Annotated in this window: 12 protein-coding genes; 8 read left to right on the forward strand and 4 right to left on the reverse strand. The window is 61.2% G+C overall.

Annotation, left to right across the window (positions count from 1 at the left end):
• The first annotated feature begins 45 nt into the window (after nucleotides 1–45).
• The 3 genes from sauS to ACSQ8V_RS09035 all read left to right on the forward strand — a co-directional run bounded on the left by sauS (nucleotide 46) and on the right by ACSQ8V_RS09035 (nucleotide 4,629).
• Nucleotides 46–1,470 carry an acylating sulfoacetaldehyde dehydrogenase gene (gene sauS, locus ACSQ8V_RS09025; protein WP_436205491.1) on the forward strand — a complete coding sequence of 475 codons (1,425 nt, stop codon included), beginning with the start codon at nucleotides 46–48 and terminating at the stop codon, nucleotides 1,468–1,470.
• Nucleotides 1,467–3,095 carry an AMP-binding protein gene (locus ACSQ8V_RS09030; protein WP_436205492.1) on the forward strand — a complete coding sequence of 543 codons (1,629 nt, stop codon included), beginning with the start codon at nucleotides 1,467–1,469 and terminating at the stop codon, nucleotides 3,093–3,095. The genes sauS and ACSQ8V_RS09030 overlap by 4 nt, the downstream gene beginning before the upstream one ends.
• 142 nt (nucleotides 3,096–3,237) lie before the next feature.
• Entirely contained in the window at nucleotides 3,238–4,629 is a 1,392-nt protein-coding gene (locus tag ACSQ8V_RS09035; protein ID WP_255631300.1) for an MFS transporter, read from the forward strand.
• A 16-nt stretch (nucleotides 4,630–4,645) separates the two neighbouring features.
• Here ACSQ8V_RS09035 and ACSQ8V_RS09040 read toward each other — a convergent pair whose 3' ends face one another.
• A complete protein-coding gene (locus tag ACSQ8V_RS09040; protein WP_436205493.1) occupies nucleotides 4,646–5,557 on the reverse strand; it encodes an NAD(P)-dependent oxidoreductase in 912 nt (303 codons plus the stop codon).
• A gap of 386 nt (nucleotides 5,558–5,943) precedes the next feature.
• Here ACSQ8V_RS09040 and ACSQ8V_RS09045 point away from each other — a divergent pair, with 386 nt between their 5' ends.
• On the forward strand, nucleotides 5,944–7,104 hold the full coding sequence (locus ACSQ8V_RS09045; RefSeq protein ID WP_436205494.1) for a 2-aminoethylphosphonate--pyruvate transaminase: 1,161 nt from the start codon (nucleotides 5,944–5,946) through the stop codon (nucleotides 7,102–7,104).
• Between the two features lie 58 nt (nucleotides 7,105–7,162).
• Here ACSQ8V_RS09045 and ACSQ8V_RS09050 read toward each other — a convergent pair whose 3' ends face one another.
• On the reverse strand, nucleotides 7,163–8,902 hold the full coding sequence (locus ACSQ8V_RS09050; protein WP_436205495.1) for a cobaltochelatase CobT-related protein: 1,740 nt from the start codon (nucleotides 8,900–8,902) through the stop codon (nucleotides 7,163–7,165).
• A complete protein-coding gene (locus ACSQ8V_RS09055) occupies nucleotides 8,902–9,909 on the reverse strand; it encodes an AAA family ATPase (RefSeq protein WP_436205496.1) in 1,008 nt (335 codons plus the stop codon). The genes ACSQ8V_RS09050 and ACSQ8V_RS09055 overlap by 1 nt, the downstream gene beginning before the upstream one ends.
• A gap of 214 nt (nucleotides 9,910–10,123) precedes the next feature.
• On the opposite strand from ACSQ8V_RS09055, the gene xsc reads away from it, so the two are divergent.
• The 3 genes from xsc to ACSQ8V_RS09070 all read left to right on the forward strand — a co-directional run bounded on the left by xsc (nucleotide 10,124) and on the right by ACSQ8V_RS09070 (nucleotide 15,046).
• Nucleotides 10,124–11,956, forward strand: coding sequence for a sulfoacetaldehyde acetyltransferase (gene xsc, locus ACSQ8V_RS09060; RefSeq protein ID WP_213763928.1), 1,833 nt, complete (start codon nucleotides 10,124–10,126; stop codon nucleotides 11,954–11,956).
• A 112-nt stretch (nucleotides 11,957–12,068) separates the two neighbouring features.
• Entirely contained in the window at nucleotides 12,069–13,118 is a 1,050-nt protein-coding gene (pta, locus tag ACSQ8V_RS09065) for a phosphate acetyltransferase (RefSeq protein WP_436205497.1), read from the forward strand.
• Nucleotides 13,119–13,429: 311 nt separating this feature from the next.
• Entirely contained in the window at nucleotides 13,430–15,046 is a 1,617-nt protein-coding gene (locus ACSQ8V_RS09070; RefSeq protein ID WP_436205498.1) for a methyl-accepting chemotaxis protein, read from the forward strand.
• 43 nt (nucleotides 15,047–15,089) lie between these two features.
• Here the strand turns inward: ACSQ8V_RS09070 and ACSQ8V_RS09075 are convergent, their stop codons facing one another.
• Nucleotides 15,090–16,187 carry an NADH:flavin oxidoreductase/NADH oxidase gene (locus ACSQ8V_RS09075; protein ID WP_436205499.1) on the reverse strand — a complete coding sequence of 366 codons (1,098 nt, stop codon included), beginning with the start codon at nucleotides 16,185–16,187 and terminating at the stop codon, nucleotides 15,090–15,092.
• Nucleotides 16,188–16,272: 85 nt separating this feature from the next.
• On the opposite strand from ACSQ8V_RS09075, the gene ACSQ8V_RS09080 reads away from it, so the two are divergent.
• Nucleotides 16,273–16,575: an ArsR/SmtB family transcription factor gene (locus tag ACSQ8V_RS09080; RefSeq protein WP_436181681.1), complete on the forward strand. Its 303-nt coding sequence runs from the start codon at nucleotides 16,273–16,275 to the stop codon at nucleotides 16,573–16,575.
• Nucleotides 16,576–16,643 lie beyond the last annotated feature (68 nt).

Raw genomic sequence — 16,643 nt, forward strand, 5'->3', positions numbered from 1 at the left:
GTAGATTGCAAATCACCGTGATTATTTTAGCCGGAGCGACGCGTAATGAATGGACACATCAGCGCAGTGGAAGTGGAGACGACCGCCGTCGTAGCGGAACAGGTCGCGCGGGCACGCGCGGCGCAGAAAAGTTTCGAACACGCGGGGCAGGACGTTCTGGATACAGCCGCTGCCGCTGTGGCGTGGGCAATCATGGAACCCGGTCGCAACCGGCGGCTGGCAGAGATTGCCGTACGAGACACGGGCCTCGGCAACGCCGACGACAAGTTTCGCAAGAATTATCGGAAGACGCTCGGTCTGCTGCGCGATTTGCACGATGCCAAAACCTGCGGAGTGATCAGCCGGAATTCAGCTACCGGAATCGTCGAGATAGCGCGAGCGGTGGGTGTGGTCGCAGCGATCACGCCGTCGACCAACCCCGCCGCCACGCCCGCCAACAAGATCATCAACGCCTTGAAATGCGGCAACGCGGTAATCGTTGCGCCATCGCCGAAGGGATATTCATCGTGCGCGTTGCTGGTCGAATTCATCCACGCGCAATTCGCCAAGGCGGGCTTGTCCACCGATCTCGTTCAGGTACTGCTGCCGCCAATCACCAAGGCGGCGACAGCAGCATTACTACCGCTGTGCGATCTCGTGGTCGCGACAGGATCACAGGCCAATGTCCGCATGGCGTACACGAGCGGCACGCCCGCGTTCGGCGTAGGTGCGGGAAACGTGGCGTCGATTATCGCTGCATCGGCGGATCTGAATGACGCGGCGCGGAAAATTCGGCTCTCCAAGACCTTCGATAACGCCACCAGTTGTTCATCCGAAAACAGTGTCGTGATTGTGGACGCGGTGTATCGGGCTGCACTTAATGCACTCGCTGAAAACGGCGGAGCGTTACTCGACGCGGCTCAAAAGGAACGCCTGCAAGCGGCAATGTGGACGGGGGGCAAACTCTCTGCGCACTGCACGGCGAAGTCCGCAGTTGAGATCGCCCGGTTAGCCGGTCTCGATGACATCGCGGCCAAGGCGCCCGCTTTCCTGATGGTCGAGGAAGATGGGTTCGGCGAGGAGCATCCGTTCTCGGGTGAAAAGCTTTCACCCGTGCTAACGGTTTACCGCGCGAGGGATTTCGCCGGCGCCACGTCGATCGTGCAGCACATCTACGCGTACATGGGCGCGGGTCACTCGGTCGGGTTGCATTCGGTCGATCCCGCGGAAGCCGTGCAACTCGGCATGAACTTGCCGGTCGCCCGCGTCATCTTCAATCAGGCGCATTGCCTCGCAACCGGGGGTAATTTCGACAATGGTCTGCCTTTTTCGCTGTCGATGGGTTGCGGCACCTGGGGCCGCAACAACTTCTCCGAGAACCTCGGCTTTCGTCACTACCTGAACATCACGCGGGTCGCTTATCCCATCGAAGAACGCGTTCCGGAGATGGACGACTTACTGGGTGATTTCTTCAAGAGGTACGGTCGATGAACACGCCTGCCACCTTGCGCGCGTTGATCGACGAACGCGCCGCGCAGTTCCCCGACAAACCCTTCCTGCTCGCACCAGCCGACGACGCTAATGCGGATGTCAGTCCGATCCCTGGCCGCACCGGCGTTCTGACGTTCGGCGAATTGCGCGACGCTTGCCAAACGCTTGATGCCCGCTTTCACGACGCGGGTCTGAAGCCGGGCGATGTTGTCTCGGTGTTCATGGGCAACGGCATCCAGACGGCCACGCTGCTCCTTGCGGCGATGTACAGCTGGCTCATAGCCAATCCCTTGAACCTGCTGTGCCAGCCGTCGCAGGTGCGTTATATCGTCGAGCATTCGGATACACGGGCCATATTTGTCTCGGAGGAATCGCGGGTGGCGATCACGTCGGCCATTGCAGCGTTGCGCGAAGAAGGTTTCAATCGCGAGATCCTGGTCGTCACCACTGAGCCTGACGCGCTTCAGGCACCCGTGTTCGCGCCCCCGGAACTGGTGCTCGCCGATGCCGCAACGCAGCCTTCAGCACGGCCTGTTACATCGCAGTTGGCTACTGTCAGCGAAAATTCGCCGCGCGCGGAAGACGTCGCTCTTCTGATGTACACCTCGGGCACGACCGGTCTGCCTAAAGGCGTGCTCCTCACGCATCGCAACCTGCTGGCGAACGCGCGCACGATCACAGCCGAGCACCGGCTCGCGGCTGACGATCGTGTGCTCGCGTCGCTACCGCTTTTTCACATCAACGGCTTGGTGGTGACGCTTCTGGCCCCGTTGCATCACGGCGGTTCCGTCGTCGTCGCGCCGCGTTTCTCGGCCCGAACGTTTTGGCGCGATGTCACGCGTCACGGCTGCACCTGGATCAACGTGGTACCTACGATCGTCGCTTATCTGCTCAACCAGCAGGACGATCACGCCTTCGACCTGTCCGCGCTCAAGTTTTGCCGCAGCGCATCGGCGGCGCTGCCGGTCGAACATCACCGGGCGTTCGAGGCACGCTTTGGAATCGGCGTGATCGAAACGATGGGCATGACGGAGACCGCGGCTCCAGTATTTAGTAATCCATATGAGGTCGAAAAGAGGCGAATGGGCAGCATCGGCTTGCCGTGCGGTGCGAGCGCCCGCGTGATCGACGCACAAGGCCGCGATTGTGCCAACGACGAATGCGGCGAGATCGTGTTGCACGGCGAACAGGTGATGAGCGGCTACTACAAGCGCCCGGAAGAGACGCGAGCGGCGTTCACTGAGGACGGCTGGCTACGCACGGGTGACCTTGGTTACCGCGATGCGGAAGGTTACTTCTATATCAACGGCCGCTCGAAGGAACTGATCATTAAAGGCGGCGAGAACATTGCGCCGCGCGAGATCGATGAGGCGTTGCTGAAGCACCCGGGCGTGCTCGATGCTGCTGCGGTCGGCCTGCCGGATGCCGCGTATGGACAGGAGATTGTCGCATTCATCGTTCCGCGCACGCTCGACGGCCCACTTGCCCTCGATCTCATCGATCTCAGGAATCACTGCCTGCGTGAACTCGGCCGCTTCAAGACGCCAAAGGAATTCCGCCTGATCGATGAACTGCCGCGCGGGCCGTCGGGCAAGGTACAGCGGTTGAAGTTGCTGCAAAGCTGATCAGCCAAGGCGCGAACTATATCTACTCACGCAAGGAAACCTCCGACCCAAAAACCGCAATACGAAATAAACGAAACGAAATAGGCATCGAAGCACCGACCACGAACGTCAAAGACGTCACACGGAAGAGACAGGAGACAGCATGGAACAGCAAGCGACGCAACCGCGGCGTGTCAAGACGCGTCACATCATTCTCGCGGTCATGTGCCTGATGTATTTCATCTCATACATCGATCGCGTGAACATCGCCGTGGCCGGCCCCATCATCCGGCATGAGATGGGATTGACGTCGGGGCAGCTCGGCCTTGTGTTTTCCGCGTTCGCGTATCCGTATGCCGTCATGCAGATTGTGGGTGGCTGGCTTGCCGACAAGTACGGACCCAAGCGTGTGCTCACCGTGCTTTCGCTTATCTGGGGTGTTGCGACGCTTGCAACCGGCTTTGCCGGCAGCGTGGCGATGCTCGTCGGCTTGCGCTTCATGCTCGGCGTGGGCGAGGGCGGTGCATTTCCGACGGCGACCCGTGCATTTACGTACTGGATGCCGGTCGCCGAACGCGGCTTTGCGCAAGGGATCACTCATAGCTTCGCGCGGCTCGGTGGGGCCGTGACGCCGCCGCTCGTGCTCGCGGTGGTGGCAACAGGCGGATGGCGCGATGCGTTCATTCTGCTCGGCGTCGCCAGTCTTGCGTGGACCGTGCTTTATCTGTGCGTGTTCACGAACTCTCCCGAACAGCACCGTCGCATCACGCCGCAAGAAACAGCGGAGATCGGCTATCACGTGGGCGACTGCGACCGTGCCAAACATTGCGCGACGCCGTGGCGAAAACTGATGCACCGCATGTGGCTCGTGACCTTCGTTGATTTTTGCTACGGCTGGCTGCTGTGGGTCTACTTGACGTGGTTGCCGTCGTATCTCAAGGAGTCGCGTGGATTCGATCTCAAGCAACTCGCGCTTTTCACCGCATTGCCGCTGCTGGCGGGCGTGATAGGCGATACGCTCGGCGGGACGCTGTCCGACAAGATCTTCAAGATGACTGGCCGGCTGCGCTTCGCACGCTGTTCCGTGCTGGTGGTGGGATTGGGCGGTTCGCTCGCATTCCTGGTGCCAATGGTTAGTACAGCGAATCCGGTGACGGCCGTGCTGTTCCTGTCGGCGTCGTTCTTCTTCCTGGAGATCACCAATCCTGTGCTCTGGACATTGCCACTCGATATCGCGGGCAAATACGCGGGCACCGCCGGCGGCATGATGAACACCGGCTTCGGTGTGGCGGGCATGGTGTCGCCGGTCGTGTTCGGTTACCTGATCGAAACGACGGGCAGCTACAACGTCCCGTTCACTATCTCGGCATGCCTGCTTGCAGTGGGCATGGTGGCGGCATTGTTCATCAACCCGTTGAAGACGGTCGATGCCGACGAGGAACGCGACCGTACCGAGGCCGGTTCGCTTGGCGGCATCCCCGCGTTCCTGCAAGCAGCGCCCGGCTTGCGGCTGGAGCGGCATCACCTGCGCCGGCCGTTGCGCTGGCGCAAGTGAAGTGCAGAGCCTGAAACTAGCTCTTGAGTTTGCGCAGGCGCCAGATCAGGCTGGATGTATCGAAGCGATTGCCGCCGAGTGCCTGTATGTCGCCGTAGAACTGGTCGACGAGTGCGGTCATGGGCAGGGAAGCGCCGTTGCGCTTCGCTTCGTCGAGACAGAAGCCCAGGTCCTTGCGCATCCAGTCGACGGCAAAGCCGTAGTCGAACTTGCCGTCGATCATGGTCTTGCCGCGATTGTCCATCTGCCAGCTTGCTGCCGCGCCCTTGCCGATTACATCGAGTACGAGCGGCATGTCGAGGCCAGACAACTGGCCGAAATTAACCGCCTCCGACAATCCCTGAACCACTCCGGCGATGCAGATCTGGTTGACCATCTTCGCGAGTTGCCCTGCACCGGCCGGGCCGATCAACGTAACGGCCGTCGCGTAGTGATCGAGGGTGGTGCGGACGCGTTCAAAGACATCCTCGGCTCCACCGCACATGATGGTCAGCTTGCCTGTTTGCGCGCCTGCCTGGCCGCCGGACACGGGGGCGTCAATGAAGGCCAGTCCGCGTGCGTCCGCGATCTCCGCCAGCTCACGCGCGACATTGGCGGATGCGGTCGTGTGATCGACGAATGTGGTTCCTTGAGCCATGCCGGCGAAAGCGCCGTCGTCGCCCAGCGTGATGCTGCGCAGGTCATCGTCGTTGCCTACGCACGCCAGCACCAGGTCTGCTTTCGATGCGGCTTCGCGTGGTGTCCGTGCCGCCTGTCCGCCGTGTTCGGTCACCCATTGCTCGGCCTTGGCGTGGGTTCGGTTGTACACCGTGACATCGAGGCCGGCTTTGGCAAGGTGGCCGGCCATCGGATAACCCATGACGCCCAGGCCAAGAAACGCGACACGGCGCACGGGGCCGCTGGAAGAGGAGTTTGCAGGTTCGGTCACGTGTGGATCCTTTCAGGGTCGAGAGAGAAAACTCGATTATCCCAGCGATGCGGGGCGCCCGCTGCGCACCCGCCGGGCCGAACGCGAGTTGATTTGTCGATCTATATGAGCCCGTGTCCGGGGCGACGCCGACAGGCTGGCGCATTTCCCCGTGTCATCAACCATTTACAATAAACGGTATGATTTGTATGTATTAATGATGTGCTTCCAGGTCACGGCGGGGATGAGGCCTTGAAATGGACAACGGGCGGTTAAAATGTCGTCATGCGTCGAGGACGCTTGGCAGAGGTGAACGCCTCGCAGCCAGCGACATTACACGCTCCACACGCTTATCTATTCTTCGTGCAGCCTTTAAACGCCACACATCGATACTGGACATCCTTCCTATGAATCAATCCGCGGTCCTCAAACCAGCCGCTTCCGAAACGGGCGATCCCTTTCTCCTGACGCCCGGGCCGTTGACTACTTCGCGTACCGTCAAGGCATCGATGGCGCACGACTGGGGCTCGCGCGATGCAAGTTTTGTTGCGATCAACAAAGCCGTGCTCGCGCGACTCGCCGAGATCGTTCACGGCGAAGGCGACTATGTCACGGTGCCTATGCAAGGTTCCGGCACCTTTGCCGTCGAAGCCATGCTGACCAGTTTCGTGCCGCCGGCTGGAAAGGTCCTCATGCTCATCAACGGCGCTTATGGCCAGCGCGCGAAACGCATTCTCGACATCGCACGGCGCAAGACCGTCACCCATGAAACGGCCGAAGATGCGCCGCCGGACCTGAAAAAGATCGAGACCATACTGAAGCGCACGCCTTCGATCACGCATATCTTCGTGGTCCATTGCGAGACGACCTCGGGCATCCTCAACCCGATTGCCGAGATCGGCGCACTCGCGGCCAAGTACAAAAAGGGCTATCTCATCGACTCAATGAGCGCCTTCGGCGCACTGCCGATCGACGCGCCCGCGATCCACGCGGACGCGGTGGCGGCTTCGTCGAACAAGTGCATCGAGGGCGTGCCCGGGCTTGGCTTCGTCGTATGTCGGCGCGATGCGCTGGCCGCGACCAAAGGCAACGCCACCACGCTGGTTCTAGACCTGTACGACCAGTGGGCGAATTTCGAAAAGACCGGGCAGTACCGGTTCACGCCACCTACGCATGTGATCGTGGCGTTTCATCAGGCGCTTCAGGAATTTGATGCGGAGGGGGGCGTTGGCGGGCGAGGCGGGCGGTATCGGAACAACTGCCGTGTTCTGGTCGACGGCATGAAGGCGCTCGGTTTTGAGCTCTTGCTGAAAGCGGATTTGCAGGCACCGATCATCGTGACCTTCCGGATGCCCGCGCATCCGCGCTTTGTCTTCGAGCGTTTCTACGATGGCCTGAAATCACGCGGTTATGTGATCTATCCGGGCAAGCTGACGATCGCGGAATCGTTTCGTATCGGCTGCATCGGCCGGCTCTACGAAAAGGAGATGCACGGTTTGATCGCCGCCGTGCGCGACGTGCTGGATGAAATGGGTGTGAATAGCCTGACCGCCACGGCTGTTGCGTAGAGGTGCGCTTCGCCGGGCGATATGCCCGGCCTGGGCGCATCTGCGCTTCTATCATCCGTTACCTGATACCCACCGCATGCCTGCGTCCGCCGATCCATCGCACCAGTTCGCCGAACATCGCCATGGTGGGCTGCACGGACAAGTCCATCGCGAGGCAATGCCGGTAGTACGGACTGAGATCCAGCCCAATGCCTAATCCCAGCACCTCCACATCTCGCGCGGCCTCGTGGCGCGCGATGACTTCGCGCAGATGATTGTCGAGATAACGCGCGTTGTTCGCGAGGACCGTGGCGCCTTCCATCGGGCTGCCGTCTGAAATCACGATCACGATCCGCCTTCGCTCGTTGCGTGCAAGCAGTCGCGTGCACGCCCAGTCGATCGCCTCGCCATCCACGCCTTCGCGAAACAGATCGGCCTTGAAGAGCGCGGCTATATTCGCGCGGGCTCGTCGCCAGTTGGTGGACGCATCCTTGAACACCATGTGCGAGAGTTCACAGAGCCGGCCGGGATGAGGCTGCTGCCCACGAGCCATCCAGTCGAGCCGGGAGCGGCCGCCGTTCCAGGCGCCCGTGGTGAAACCCAGTACCTCGGTAGTCACACCCGCCTGATCAAGGGCGCGCACGAGCGTGTCCACCATGACGGCCACTGCTTCAATATGAGCGCGCATCGAGCCCGAGCAGTCGATCAGGAAACTGATTGCACAATCGGCCAGCGGCGTTTCCCGTTCCAGCCGAAATAGGCGTCGCTCAGCAGGAGAGCTAACGAGTTGCGCGAGGCGCCGGCCATCGATGCGGCCATGCTCCTCTCCGAACGACCAGCCGTCGCGTTGCGGGATGGCGAGCGCAATCCGCAGCGCGTGGGCCAGCCGGGGAATGTTGATGCCTTGCGTCGCAATCCGCTCTTCGAGGCGCTCGCGATACTCCGCCAGCAGCGCCTTGCGCACAAGCGAGCCCGGATGAATCTCCTGGTCATAGCGCTGGGTGAAAATGCGGTAGCTGTCGCTGGACGCCCCCGGCACGCGGCCTACGCCAGTGACGACGGCTGCCACCGACTCGTCTTCATCCGCGTTCTCGTTGTCATCAAAATCGAACCATAGCGATAACGCCGTGCGGGTGGCTTCGTCGTCCGTCTTATCTGCTGATTCATCCAGCGTGTGCTGCTCGCGTGCGTCCCGGATCATTTCGCTCACAAGATGAGCCATCTCAAGCGCGTGGACCGCGAACGCACTTTGCTCCGCGCGATGCCGCCGCAGCCCGGCCAACGAAACGCCCAGCGCCGGCGCAATCCCCGCGCGCGTATGTTCGATCAGGCCCTCGGTTTCTTCGAGCACCGGCCAACCCGAGAGGCGCGACCAGGAAATTTGTGCGACGGTATAAAGCAGGTTGCCGATATGGCTTTCCGCCTGTCCAGAGCGATAAAAACCTCGGGACCACGCTTCGAACTGCTGACGAAGGTTATTCACAAGACCGGGCATGCCGGGCGGCGTCAGGCTTTCGCAGCGCAGTTGCTCAAGCAGTTCGAACACGAGGCGCGCGACAGGATCGGCGGGGCATAACCGGTTATGCAGGGTTGCATTGGAGCGCATCAGACGCAGGGCGGCACCATCGGCCGCGCCGCGCAGGCAGTCCAGCCTGTTCGCCACCCTGTCGCGGCGCAAATGCGGCGCATTGAGCGGCAGCGGGCGCAGGTCGCGGCACAAGCGGCCGTTGCGGTAATCGAGCGCGGCATCGCCTGTGAGGGCACGTACTGCCGATGCGCACAGATTCTCGCGCTGCTCGCGGTGCCTGTCCGTATCCATCAGCGAGACTCCGTTGCGAGGCTCTTTCGCTCGGACATGTCATCCAGTTCCTTGCCAAAGCAACGCTGAAAATACTCGGCGACGATCGGCCGCTCAGCCTCGTCGCACTTGTTGAGGAACGTCAGACGAAAGGCACGCGCCGGATCGTGGAATATCTGGCAATTTTCCGCCCAGTCAATCACCGTACGCGGCGACATAAGCGTCGATACATCGCCGGTCGTGAAGCCTTTGCGCGTAAGTTCAGCCACGCTCACCATCGATTCAATCAGTGCACGGCCGGCGTCGTCGGCAAGCTCCGGCACGCGCGCGAGCACGATCCCCGTTTCTTCCGCGCGCGGCAGGTAATTGAGCGTGGCGACCACGTTCCATCGGTCCATCTGCGCGTGGTTCAACATCTGGGTGCCGTGATACAGGCCGTTAATGTTGCCCAGACCCACCGTATTGCTGGTGGCGAACAGACGGAAGTACGGGTGCGGACGGATCACGCGGTTCTGGTCAAGCAGGGTGAACCTGCCATCACGTTCCAGGATGCGCTGGATCACGAACATCACGTCGGGGCGGCCGGCGTCGTATTCGTCGAAGATCAACGCGACCGGCCGCTGCAGCGCCCACGGCACGATGCCTTCCTGGAACTCCGTCACCTGCATGTCGTCGCGCACGACGATCGCATCTTTTCCCACCAGATCGAGGCGGCTGATATGACCGTCCAGATTGATGCGCACGCACGGCCAGTTGAGCCGGGCCGCTACCTGTTCGATATGCGTCGATTTGCCCGTGCCATGCAGCCCCTGCACCATGACCCGGCGGTTACGGGCGAAGCCCGCGAGGATCGCGGTCGTCACTTCCGGGTTGAAGCGATAAACCGCATCGATTTCCGGAACGTGGTCGTCGGGTTCGCTGAAGGCGGGCACCATCAGGTCGGAATCGACGCCGAACACATCCCGTACCGCGACCATCTTGTCCGGCTTGTTCACTGCGCTTATTCCGCTGGTCGCACCATCAGTCACTTCCGTCTCCTCTCTTGTGTCACCGCTGCGACGCGTTCATCCACGCAGTCGGCTTACTTGCGCTCATCATAGCTTTCTTCTTTTTTAGATACAAATCATACCGTTTATTGTAAATGTGGATTGACGACGGGTTCATCTTATTTTATCTTTCCTCATTGACTGCACATTTCGGAACAATACGTTCCGTTTTATGGATAAACCCGGAGACACCACCATGAGCGAGCAAGACCCCGTAGCCAGCAGCGCTTCCACTACTGTCGCGCGCACCGGCCCCCAGGCCATGACCCCGTCTGAAGCGTTCGTTGAAACGCTCGCCGCCAACGGCGTCACCGAGATGTTCGGCATCATGGGCTCGGCCTTCATGGACGCGATGGACATCTTCGCGCCAGCCGGTATTCGTCTGATTCCCGTGGTTCACGAACAGGGTGCGGGCCACATGGCCGATGGCTATTCACGTGTCTCCGGGCGCCATGGGGTAGTGATCGGCCAGAACGGACCGGGTATCAGCAACTGCGTCACCGCTATCGCAGCGGCTTACTGGGCGCATAGCCCGGTGGTGATCGTGACGCCTGAGGCCGGCACCATGGGTATCGGGCTGGGCGGCTTTCAGGAAGCGCGCCAGTTGCCGATGTTCCAGGAGTTCACCAAGTATCAGGGCCACGTTACACACCCAGCGCGCATGGCCGAATTCACCGGACGGTGTTTTGATCGCGCCAAGGCAGAGATGGGGCCGACCCAGCTCAATATCCCGCGCGATTACTTCTACGGCCAGATCAAGGCCGAGATCCCGAAACCGCAGAACTTGGATCGCGGCCCGGGCGGCGAACAGAGCCTTAACGAAGCCGCAGAATTGATCGCGCAGGCGAAGTTCCCCGTGATCATCTCGGGCGGTGGCGTGGTGATGGGCGATGCCATCGAGCAGTGCCAGGCGCTGGCCGAGCGGCTCGGGGCGCCGGTGGTCAACAGCTACCTGCATAACGATTCGTTTCCGGCGAAGCATCCGCTGTGGTGCGGACCGCTGGGTTATCAGGGCTCCAAGGCTGCCATGAAGCTGCTGGCGCAAGCCGATGTGGTGATCGCGCTCGGCTCGCGTCTTGGACCCTTCGGCACGTTGCCGCAGCACGGCATGGACTACTGGCCCAAGGACGCGAAGATCATCCAGATCGATGCCGATCACAAGATGCTTGGGCTCGTGAAGACGATCTCGGTGGGCATCTGTGGTGATGCGAAAGCGGCCGCCATTGCACTGAGCCAGCGGCTCGATGGGCGCACGCTGGCAAGCGATGCCACGCGTGAAGAGCGCGCCCGCCAGATCGCGGCCGAGAAGGCGGCATGGGAGAAGGAACTCGACGAGTGGACCCATGAGCGCGATGCCTACAGCCTGGACATGATCGAGGAGCAGAAGCACGAGCGGCCCTTGGGCGGTGGGCAGTATCTGCATCCGCGTCAGGTGCTGCGCGAACTGGAAAAGGCGATGCCTGAGGACGTGATGGTGTCCACGGATATAGGCAACATCAACTCGGTGGCCAACAGTTACCTGCGCTTTAACAAGCCGCGCAGCTTCTTTGCCGCGATGAGCTGGGGCAATTGCGGGTACGCGTTCCCGACCATCATCGGGGCGAAGGTGGCAGCACCTCACCGGCCTGCGGTGTCGTATGCGGGCGACGGCGCCTGGGGCATGAGCCTGATGGAAACCATGACCTGCGTGCGTCACAACATTCCGGTGACGGCGGTGGTGTTTCATAACCGGCAGTGGGGCGCGGAGAAGAAGAATCAGGTCGACTTCTATAACCGGCGCTTCGTGGCGGGAGAGCTGGATAACCAGAGTTTTGCGGAGATTGCCAAGGCGATGGGCGCTGAAGGGATCGTGGTGAATCGGCTTGAGGATGTCGGCCCTGCGCTCAAGCGTGCGATCGACTTGCAGATGAATCACGGCAAGACCACCATCATCGAGATCATGTGTACGCGGGAACTCGGAGACCCGTTCCGTCGTGATGCGCTCGCCAAGCCCGTGCGATTGCTCGATAAGTACAAAGACTACGTGTGAGGCTTCCAGCTTCCGGGGGCTAAGGCTCTCGTGGAACCTGACATGCTGGAGACGGATGGCTGCCGTTTCCAGCATCAGCCTGCCGTCTTTGGCAACCGTGACCGAGTAATCCATGAAGCCGATTAACCGCATCATCGAGCGCGCCCGGATTCATCCTATGCGCATCGTACTGAGCGAGGCGGAGGACCCGCGGATTCTTCAGGCGGCGCAACGCGTGACCGTGGAACGCATTGCCCGCGTGATTCTGGTGGGGGATGTCCCGCACATTCTTCAAGTGGCGGCCAGTGAGGGTATCGATCTGGCCGGAATAGAACTGGTGGACCCATCCACTTCACCGCTCGGTCCATCCTTGTACCGATGCCTCTTCGAATTGCGATCCGGCAAGGGCATGACGCCGGACGAGGCAAAACGGGAAGTGCTTAAACCTCTCTGCTTTGCCAACCTGATGGTCCGGCTCGGTTATGCCGATGGTTCGGTGTCCGGTGCAGTACACACCACTGCCGACGTGGTCCGAACCGCTATCCAGATCATCGGCATTAACCCATCGTTCAAGCTGGTTTCCAGCTTCTTTCTGATGATGTTGTGCGAACCTTTCCACACGCTCAAGGGTGGGATTATCTTCTCCGATTGCGGGTTGGTAGTGGACCCCAATGCGGATGAGCTGGCGCAGATCGCCATGGCGGCAGCAGATAGCGCGCAGAACCTTTTGATGGATGAACCGCGCGTGGCCATGCTGTCATTTTCGACGAGCGGAAGCGCCCGGCATGCGGCAGTCGACAAGGTGGTGGAGGCAACGCGCCTGGTCAGGCAGCAGCGCCCAAAGCTTGCTATCGATGGCGATGTGCAGCTCGACGCGGCGCTCGTCGCCGATATCGCCGAACGCAAGATAGATCACTCGAACGTGCACGGCCGGGCCAACGTGCTGGTCTTTCCGAGTCTGGAGGCCGGCAATATCAGCTACAAGCTGGCAGAAAGGGTAGGCGGGGCAAAGGCGATCGGCCCGCTATTGCAGGGTCTTCGAAAGCCTGCCAATGATCTGTCACGCGGCTGCAGTGCAGATGACATTTATTACGTCATCGCCGTAACCGTGGTACAGGCGCAAGCGCCATTGGACACCACACCAACCCTCGCAGACTCCGGCATCGACAGTCACCCGTCGTGATGATGCATAGCAATTTTCGATGCCTCTCAAATGACGCAGACGACAACGCTCGAGACGTGTCGCGAAGTCGCTTATTGATGGCAAGTGCTGGATTACGGCATTGGAAAATTTGAAGCACGTTATTGTCTGATTATTAGTAGAACGCGCGCCAAAGCGATGGTGAAAAATCGTGTTCTATCGGATTCGGTGACCGGGGGCGTTGCACGGTCATTGCGCAGCGGCTGTGCCCCTTCAGTTTTGTGCGAACGGACCGATAAGCAGTAGTCCAACCGCGCGCTCCCGTCGCGGCTTGCCGAATCCGGGAACCATCGATGAAGCTCAGCCTCAAAATCCCTCTTGCCTTCACCGTCGCGCTGCTGCTGATGTTCGCGGGCGCGCTGTATGGCATCTTCGCCCTCAACCAGTCGATCAACGCCTACGGAACCACGGTGCAGGACAACGTGGCGAACGAACGGATGGTGTCCGCCACGCTTGTCGCGTTCAAGCTGCAAGTCCAGGAATGGAAGGACACATTGTTGCGCGGCAAGGACCCGGCACAGCTCGACAAATACTGGTCCGCTTTCCAGACCCGTGAAAAGACTGTCGGCGCGCTCGCGGCGGATCTCAGGACGAAGCTGCCGGAAGGTGAAAGCCGCACGCTGATCGAGCGCTTTGCGATCGCGCACGCTTCGATGGGCGAGGGTTATCGCAAGGGCTTCGCGGCGTTCAAGTCCGCTGGCTTCGAACCCTCCGCCGGTGATAACGCCGTGGCCGGCGTGGACCGCGAACCGTCGGCGCTGCTTGAACAGGCCGCCCAGAAAATCGCGGCTGACAGTGCGCAAGTTTCAGCGAAGGCCGCTGTCGATGCGCGCCATGCGACCGAGATCAGCGTCGCGCTGATGCTGGCGGTGCTCGCACTCGCGATGATCGGCGGCGTCATGTTCAGCCGGACGGTCTCGCGACCGCTTGGCCACGCGCTGCGTTGCGCACAGGCTGTTGCGACCGGCAATCTGTCGATGGACTTTGACTCCAGCGGCCAGGACGAGATCGCGCAATTGCTCGCGGCGCTGAAGGACATGCAGTCGAGTTTGTCGCAAGTGGTCGCGAAGGTTCGCGAGAACGCCGAGGGCGTGGCGACGGCCAGCGCCGAGATCGCATCGGGCAACCTGAACCTCTCGTCGCGCACGGAGGAGCAGGCGGCATCGCTTGAAGAAACGGCGGCCAGCATGGAAGAACTCACCGGCACGGTCCGCCAGAACGCGGAGAACGCGCGACAGGCATCCACGCTTGCGGACGCAGCCTCGCACACCGCTTCGCGCGGGGGCGTGATGATGGGTCAGGTCGTGGAAACCATGCACGGAATCGCCGATAGTTCGAGCAAGGTCGAGGAGATCATCGCCGTGATCGACGCCATCGCGTTTCAGACCAACATCCTTGCGCTCAACGCGGCCGTGGAAGCGGCGCGCGCGGGCGAGGAAGGGCGCGGTTTCGCCGTGGTCGCCGCCGAGGTGCGCACGCTCGCGCAGCGCAGCGCAACGGCAGCGAAGGAAATCAAGGCGTTGATCGTCCAGTCGACCGACCGCGTCAATGCGGGCTCCGCACTCGTTGGCGACGCGGGGCGGATCATCGAGGAGATCGTGGGATCGGTGCAGCGTGTGACGGATATCGTCGGCGAGATTTCATCGGCGTCACAGGAGCAGAGCACGGGGATCGAACAGGTCAATACGGCCGTCACGCAGATGGACGAGGTCACGCAGCAGAATGCCGCGCTCGTCGAGGAAGCCTCCGCGGCAGCGCATGCGCTTGCCGAGCAGGCCAATTCGTTGCGTGACGCGGTGGCGGTGTTTACGTTGCGCGGCGATGCGTCCGCTTCGGAGCGGCCGCGCCGGCCCGGCGCGCCGCTCAAGGTGAGGAGTGCGGTTTCGCGACGCGAGCCGGAGCTTGTATAAGAGCTGTTGTGACTAAGCGGGAAGCGTAGCCTCCCGGCGCGTCTTAGCTCACTGCGTAGCGTTCGAGCCAATGCGCGTAAGGAGCAGGCAACGTCCACGAAGGACGTGCAATGCCGAGCTTTTTCGCAGCGTAGTACGGCCAGTGAGGATTGGCGAGATGGGCGCGGCCGACCATCACGAGATCGAGCTGGCCTTCGCGGACTGCGTTATCGGCGAGTTCCGGTGTATCGATTCCCCACGCCGACGAGACGGGCAACTGCGCTTCGCGCCGTACCCGGTGCGCAATCGGGACGAGGAAGGCGGGAGCCCACGGGATGTTGGCTGTCGGCGTGGAGAACCCCACGCTGACGCTGAGCATGTCCAGCCCTTCACGCTTGAAATTCTTCGCCAGCTCGATGGATTCCGCGAGGGTTTCCTCATCGCGGCCGTCATATTCAATGACGCCAAAGCGAGCCGTCAGCGGCAGGTGCTCGGGCCATACTTTGCGCACTGCGGCCAGTGTTTCCAGCATGAAGCGGCTGCGGTTCTCGAGGCTTCCGCCGTAGATATCGTCGCGTTGATTGGAGTGCGTCGAGAAAAAGCTCTGACCGAGATAGCCGTGGGCGAAGTGCAGCTCCAGCCATTCAAAACCCGCATCGAGCGCTCGTTTTGCGGCATCAACGAAATCCTGTCGCACGCGGGCGATGTCATCGAGTGTCATCGCTTTGGGCACCTTGGGCAGGTTAGCTCCGAAGGCGATAGCCGACGGCGCGATGGTCTCCCAGCCGCGCGGATCGTCTTCGCTAATATGGTCGTCGCCTTCCCAAGGACGGTTGGCGCTGGCCTTGCGACCTGCATGGGCAATCTGGATGCCCGGTACGGCGCCGGCGGCCTTGATCGACGCAACGACGGGCGCGAACGCCTGCGCCTGCTCGTCATTCCAGATGCCGGTGCAGCCCGGGGTAATGCGGCCTTCAGGCGACACAGCCGTCGCCTCGATGATAACCAGGCCAGCGCCACCGCGCGCCAGAGCAGCCAGATGCACGCGGTGCCAGTCGTTGATCAGGCCATCGATAGCGGAGTATTGGCACATGGGCGGGATCGCGATGCGGTTGCGCAACGAGATGTCTTTGAGTTTGAAGGATTCGAATAATGTGGGCATCGGGCAGGCTCCGTGGAATAATTCAGTTCGATAGTTCGATATAACTCGAACTATGATTATCACAGAAACCGGTACCATCTGCCGTATGCGCATATATAACCATCCTGGCCCAGAGGGCTTCTCCCTCCAGCGGATCTTCAACGCCTTGAGCGACCCGGTGCGTCTTGACATCGTGCTGCATTTGTCGCGTGTCACCGAAGCCACCTGCGGGGAGCTCGACGGCGGCCGCCCGAAATCAAGCATGTCCCATCACTTTCGCATTTTGCGCGAGGCGGGCCTCGTCCAGACGCGCGTGGCCGGCACGGTTCATCAGAACACGTTGCGACGTGCCGAACTCGACAGCAGGTTCCCGGGACTCATGGACGCTATCCTCAAGCAGACTCCATGACGATCTCGCTGATCACGGTTTCGATCCGTGCGCACTGATCGTGTAATTGCAGGCAAATTGAAACCATC

Source organism: Caballeronia sp. LjRoot31 (genome assembly GCF_964253885.1).
In the GTDB taxonomy this organism is placed as follows: domain Bacteria; phylum Pseudomonadota; class Gammaproteobacteria; order Burkholderiales; family Burkholderiaceae; genus Caballeronia.

What these genes read in the sequence shown, in the direction of transcription:
- sauS (WP_436205491.1), top strand. Translation starts at nt 46, where the DNA reads ATGAATGGACACATCAGCGCAGTGGAAGTGGAGACGACCGCCGTCGTA.
- ACSQ8V_RS09030 (WP_436205492.1), top strand. Translation starts at nt 1,467, where the DNA reads ATGAACACGCCTGCCACCTTGCGCGCGTTGATCGACGAACGCGCCGCG.
- ACSQ8V_RS09035 (WP_255631300.1), top strand. Translation starts at nt 3,238, where the DNA reads ATGGAACAGCAAGCGACGCAACCGCGGCGTGTCAAGACGCGTCACATC.
- ACSQ8V_RS09045 (WP_436205494.1), top strand. Translation starts at nt 5,944, where the DNA reads ATGAATCAATCCGCGGTCCTCAAACCAGCCGCTTCCGAAACGGGCGAT.
- ACSQ8V_RS09050 (WP_436205495.1), bottom strand. Translation starts at nt 8,902, where the DNA reads ATGGATACGGACAGGCACCGCGAGCAGCGCGAGAATCTGTGCGCATCG.
- xsc (WP_213763928.1), top strand. Translation starts at nt 10,124, where the DNA reads ATGAGCGAGCAAGACCCCGTAGCCAGCAGCGCTTCCACTACTGTCGCG.
- pta (WP_436205497.1), top strand. Translation starts at nt 12,069, where the DNA reads ATGAAGCCGATTAACCGCATCATCGAGCGCGCCCGGATTCATCCTATG.
- ACSQ8V_RS09070 (WP_436205498.1), top strand. Translation starts at nt 13,430, where the DNA reads ATGAAGCTCAGCCTCAAAATCCCTCTTGCCTTCACCGTCGCGCTGCTG.
- ACSQ8V_RS09075 (WP_436205499.1), bottom strand. Translation starts at nt 16,187, where the DNA reads ATGCCCACATTATTCGAATCCTTCAAACTCAAAGACATCTCGTTGCGC.
- ACSQ8V_RS09080 (WP_436181681.1), top strand. Translation starts at nt 16,273, where the DNA reads ATGCGCATATATAACCATCCTGGCCCAGAGGGCTTCTCCCTCCAGCGG.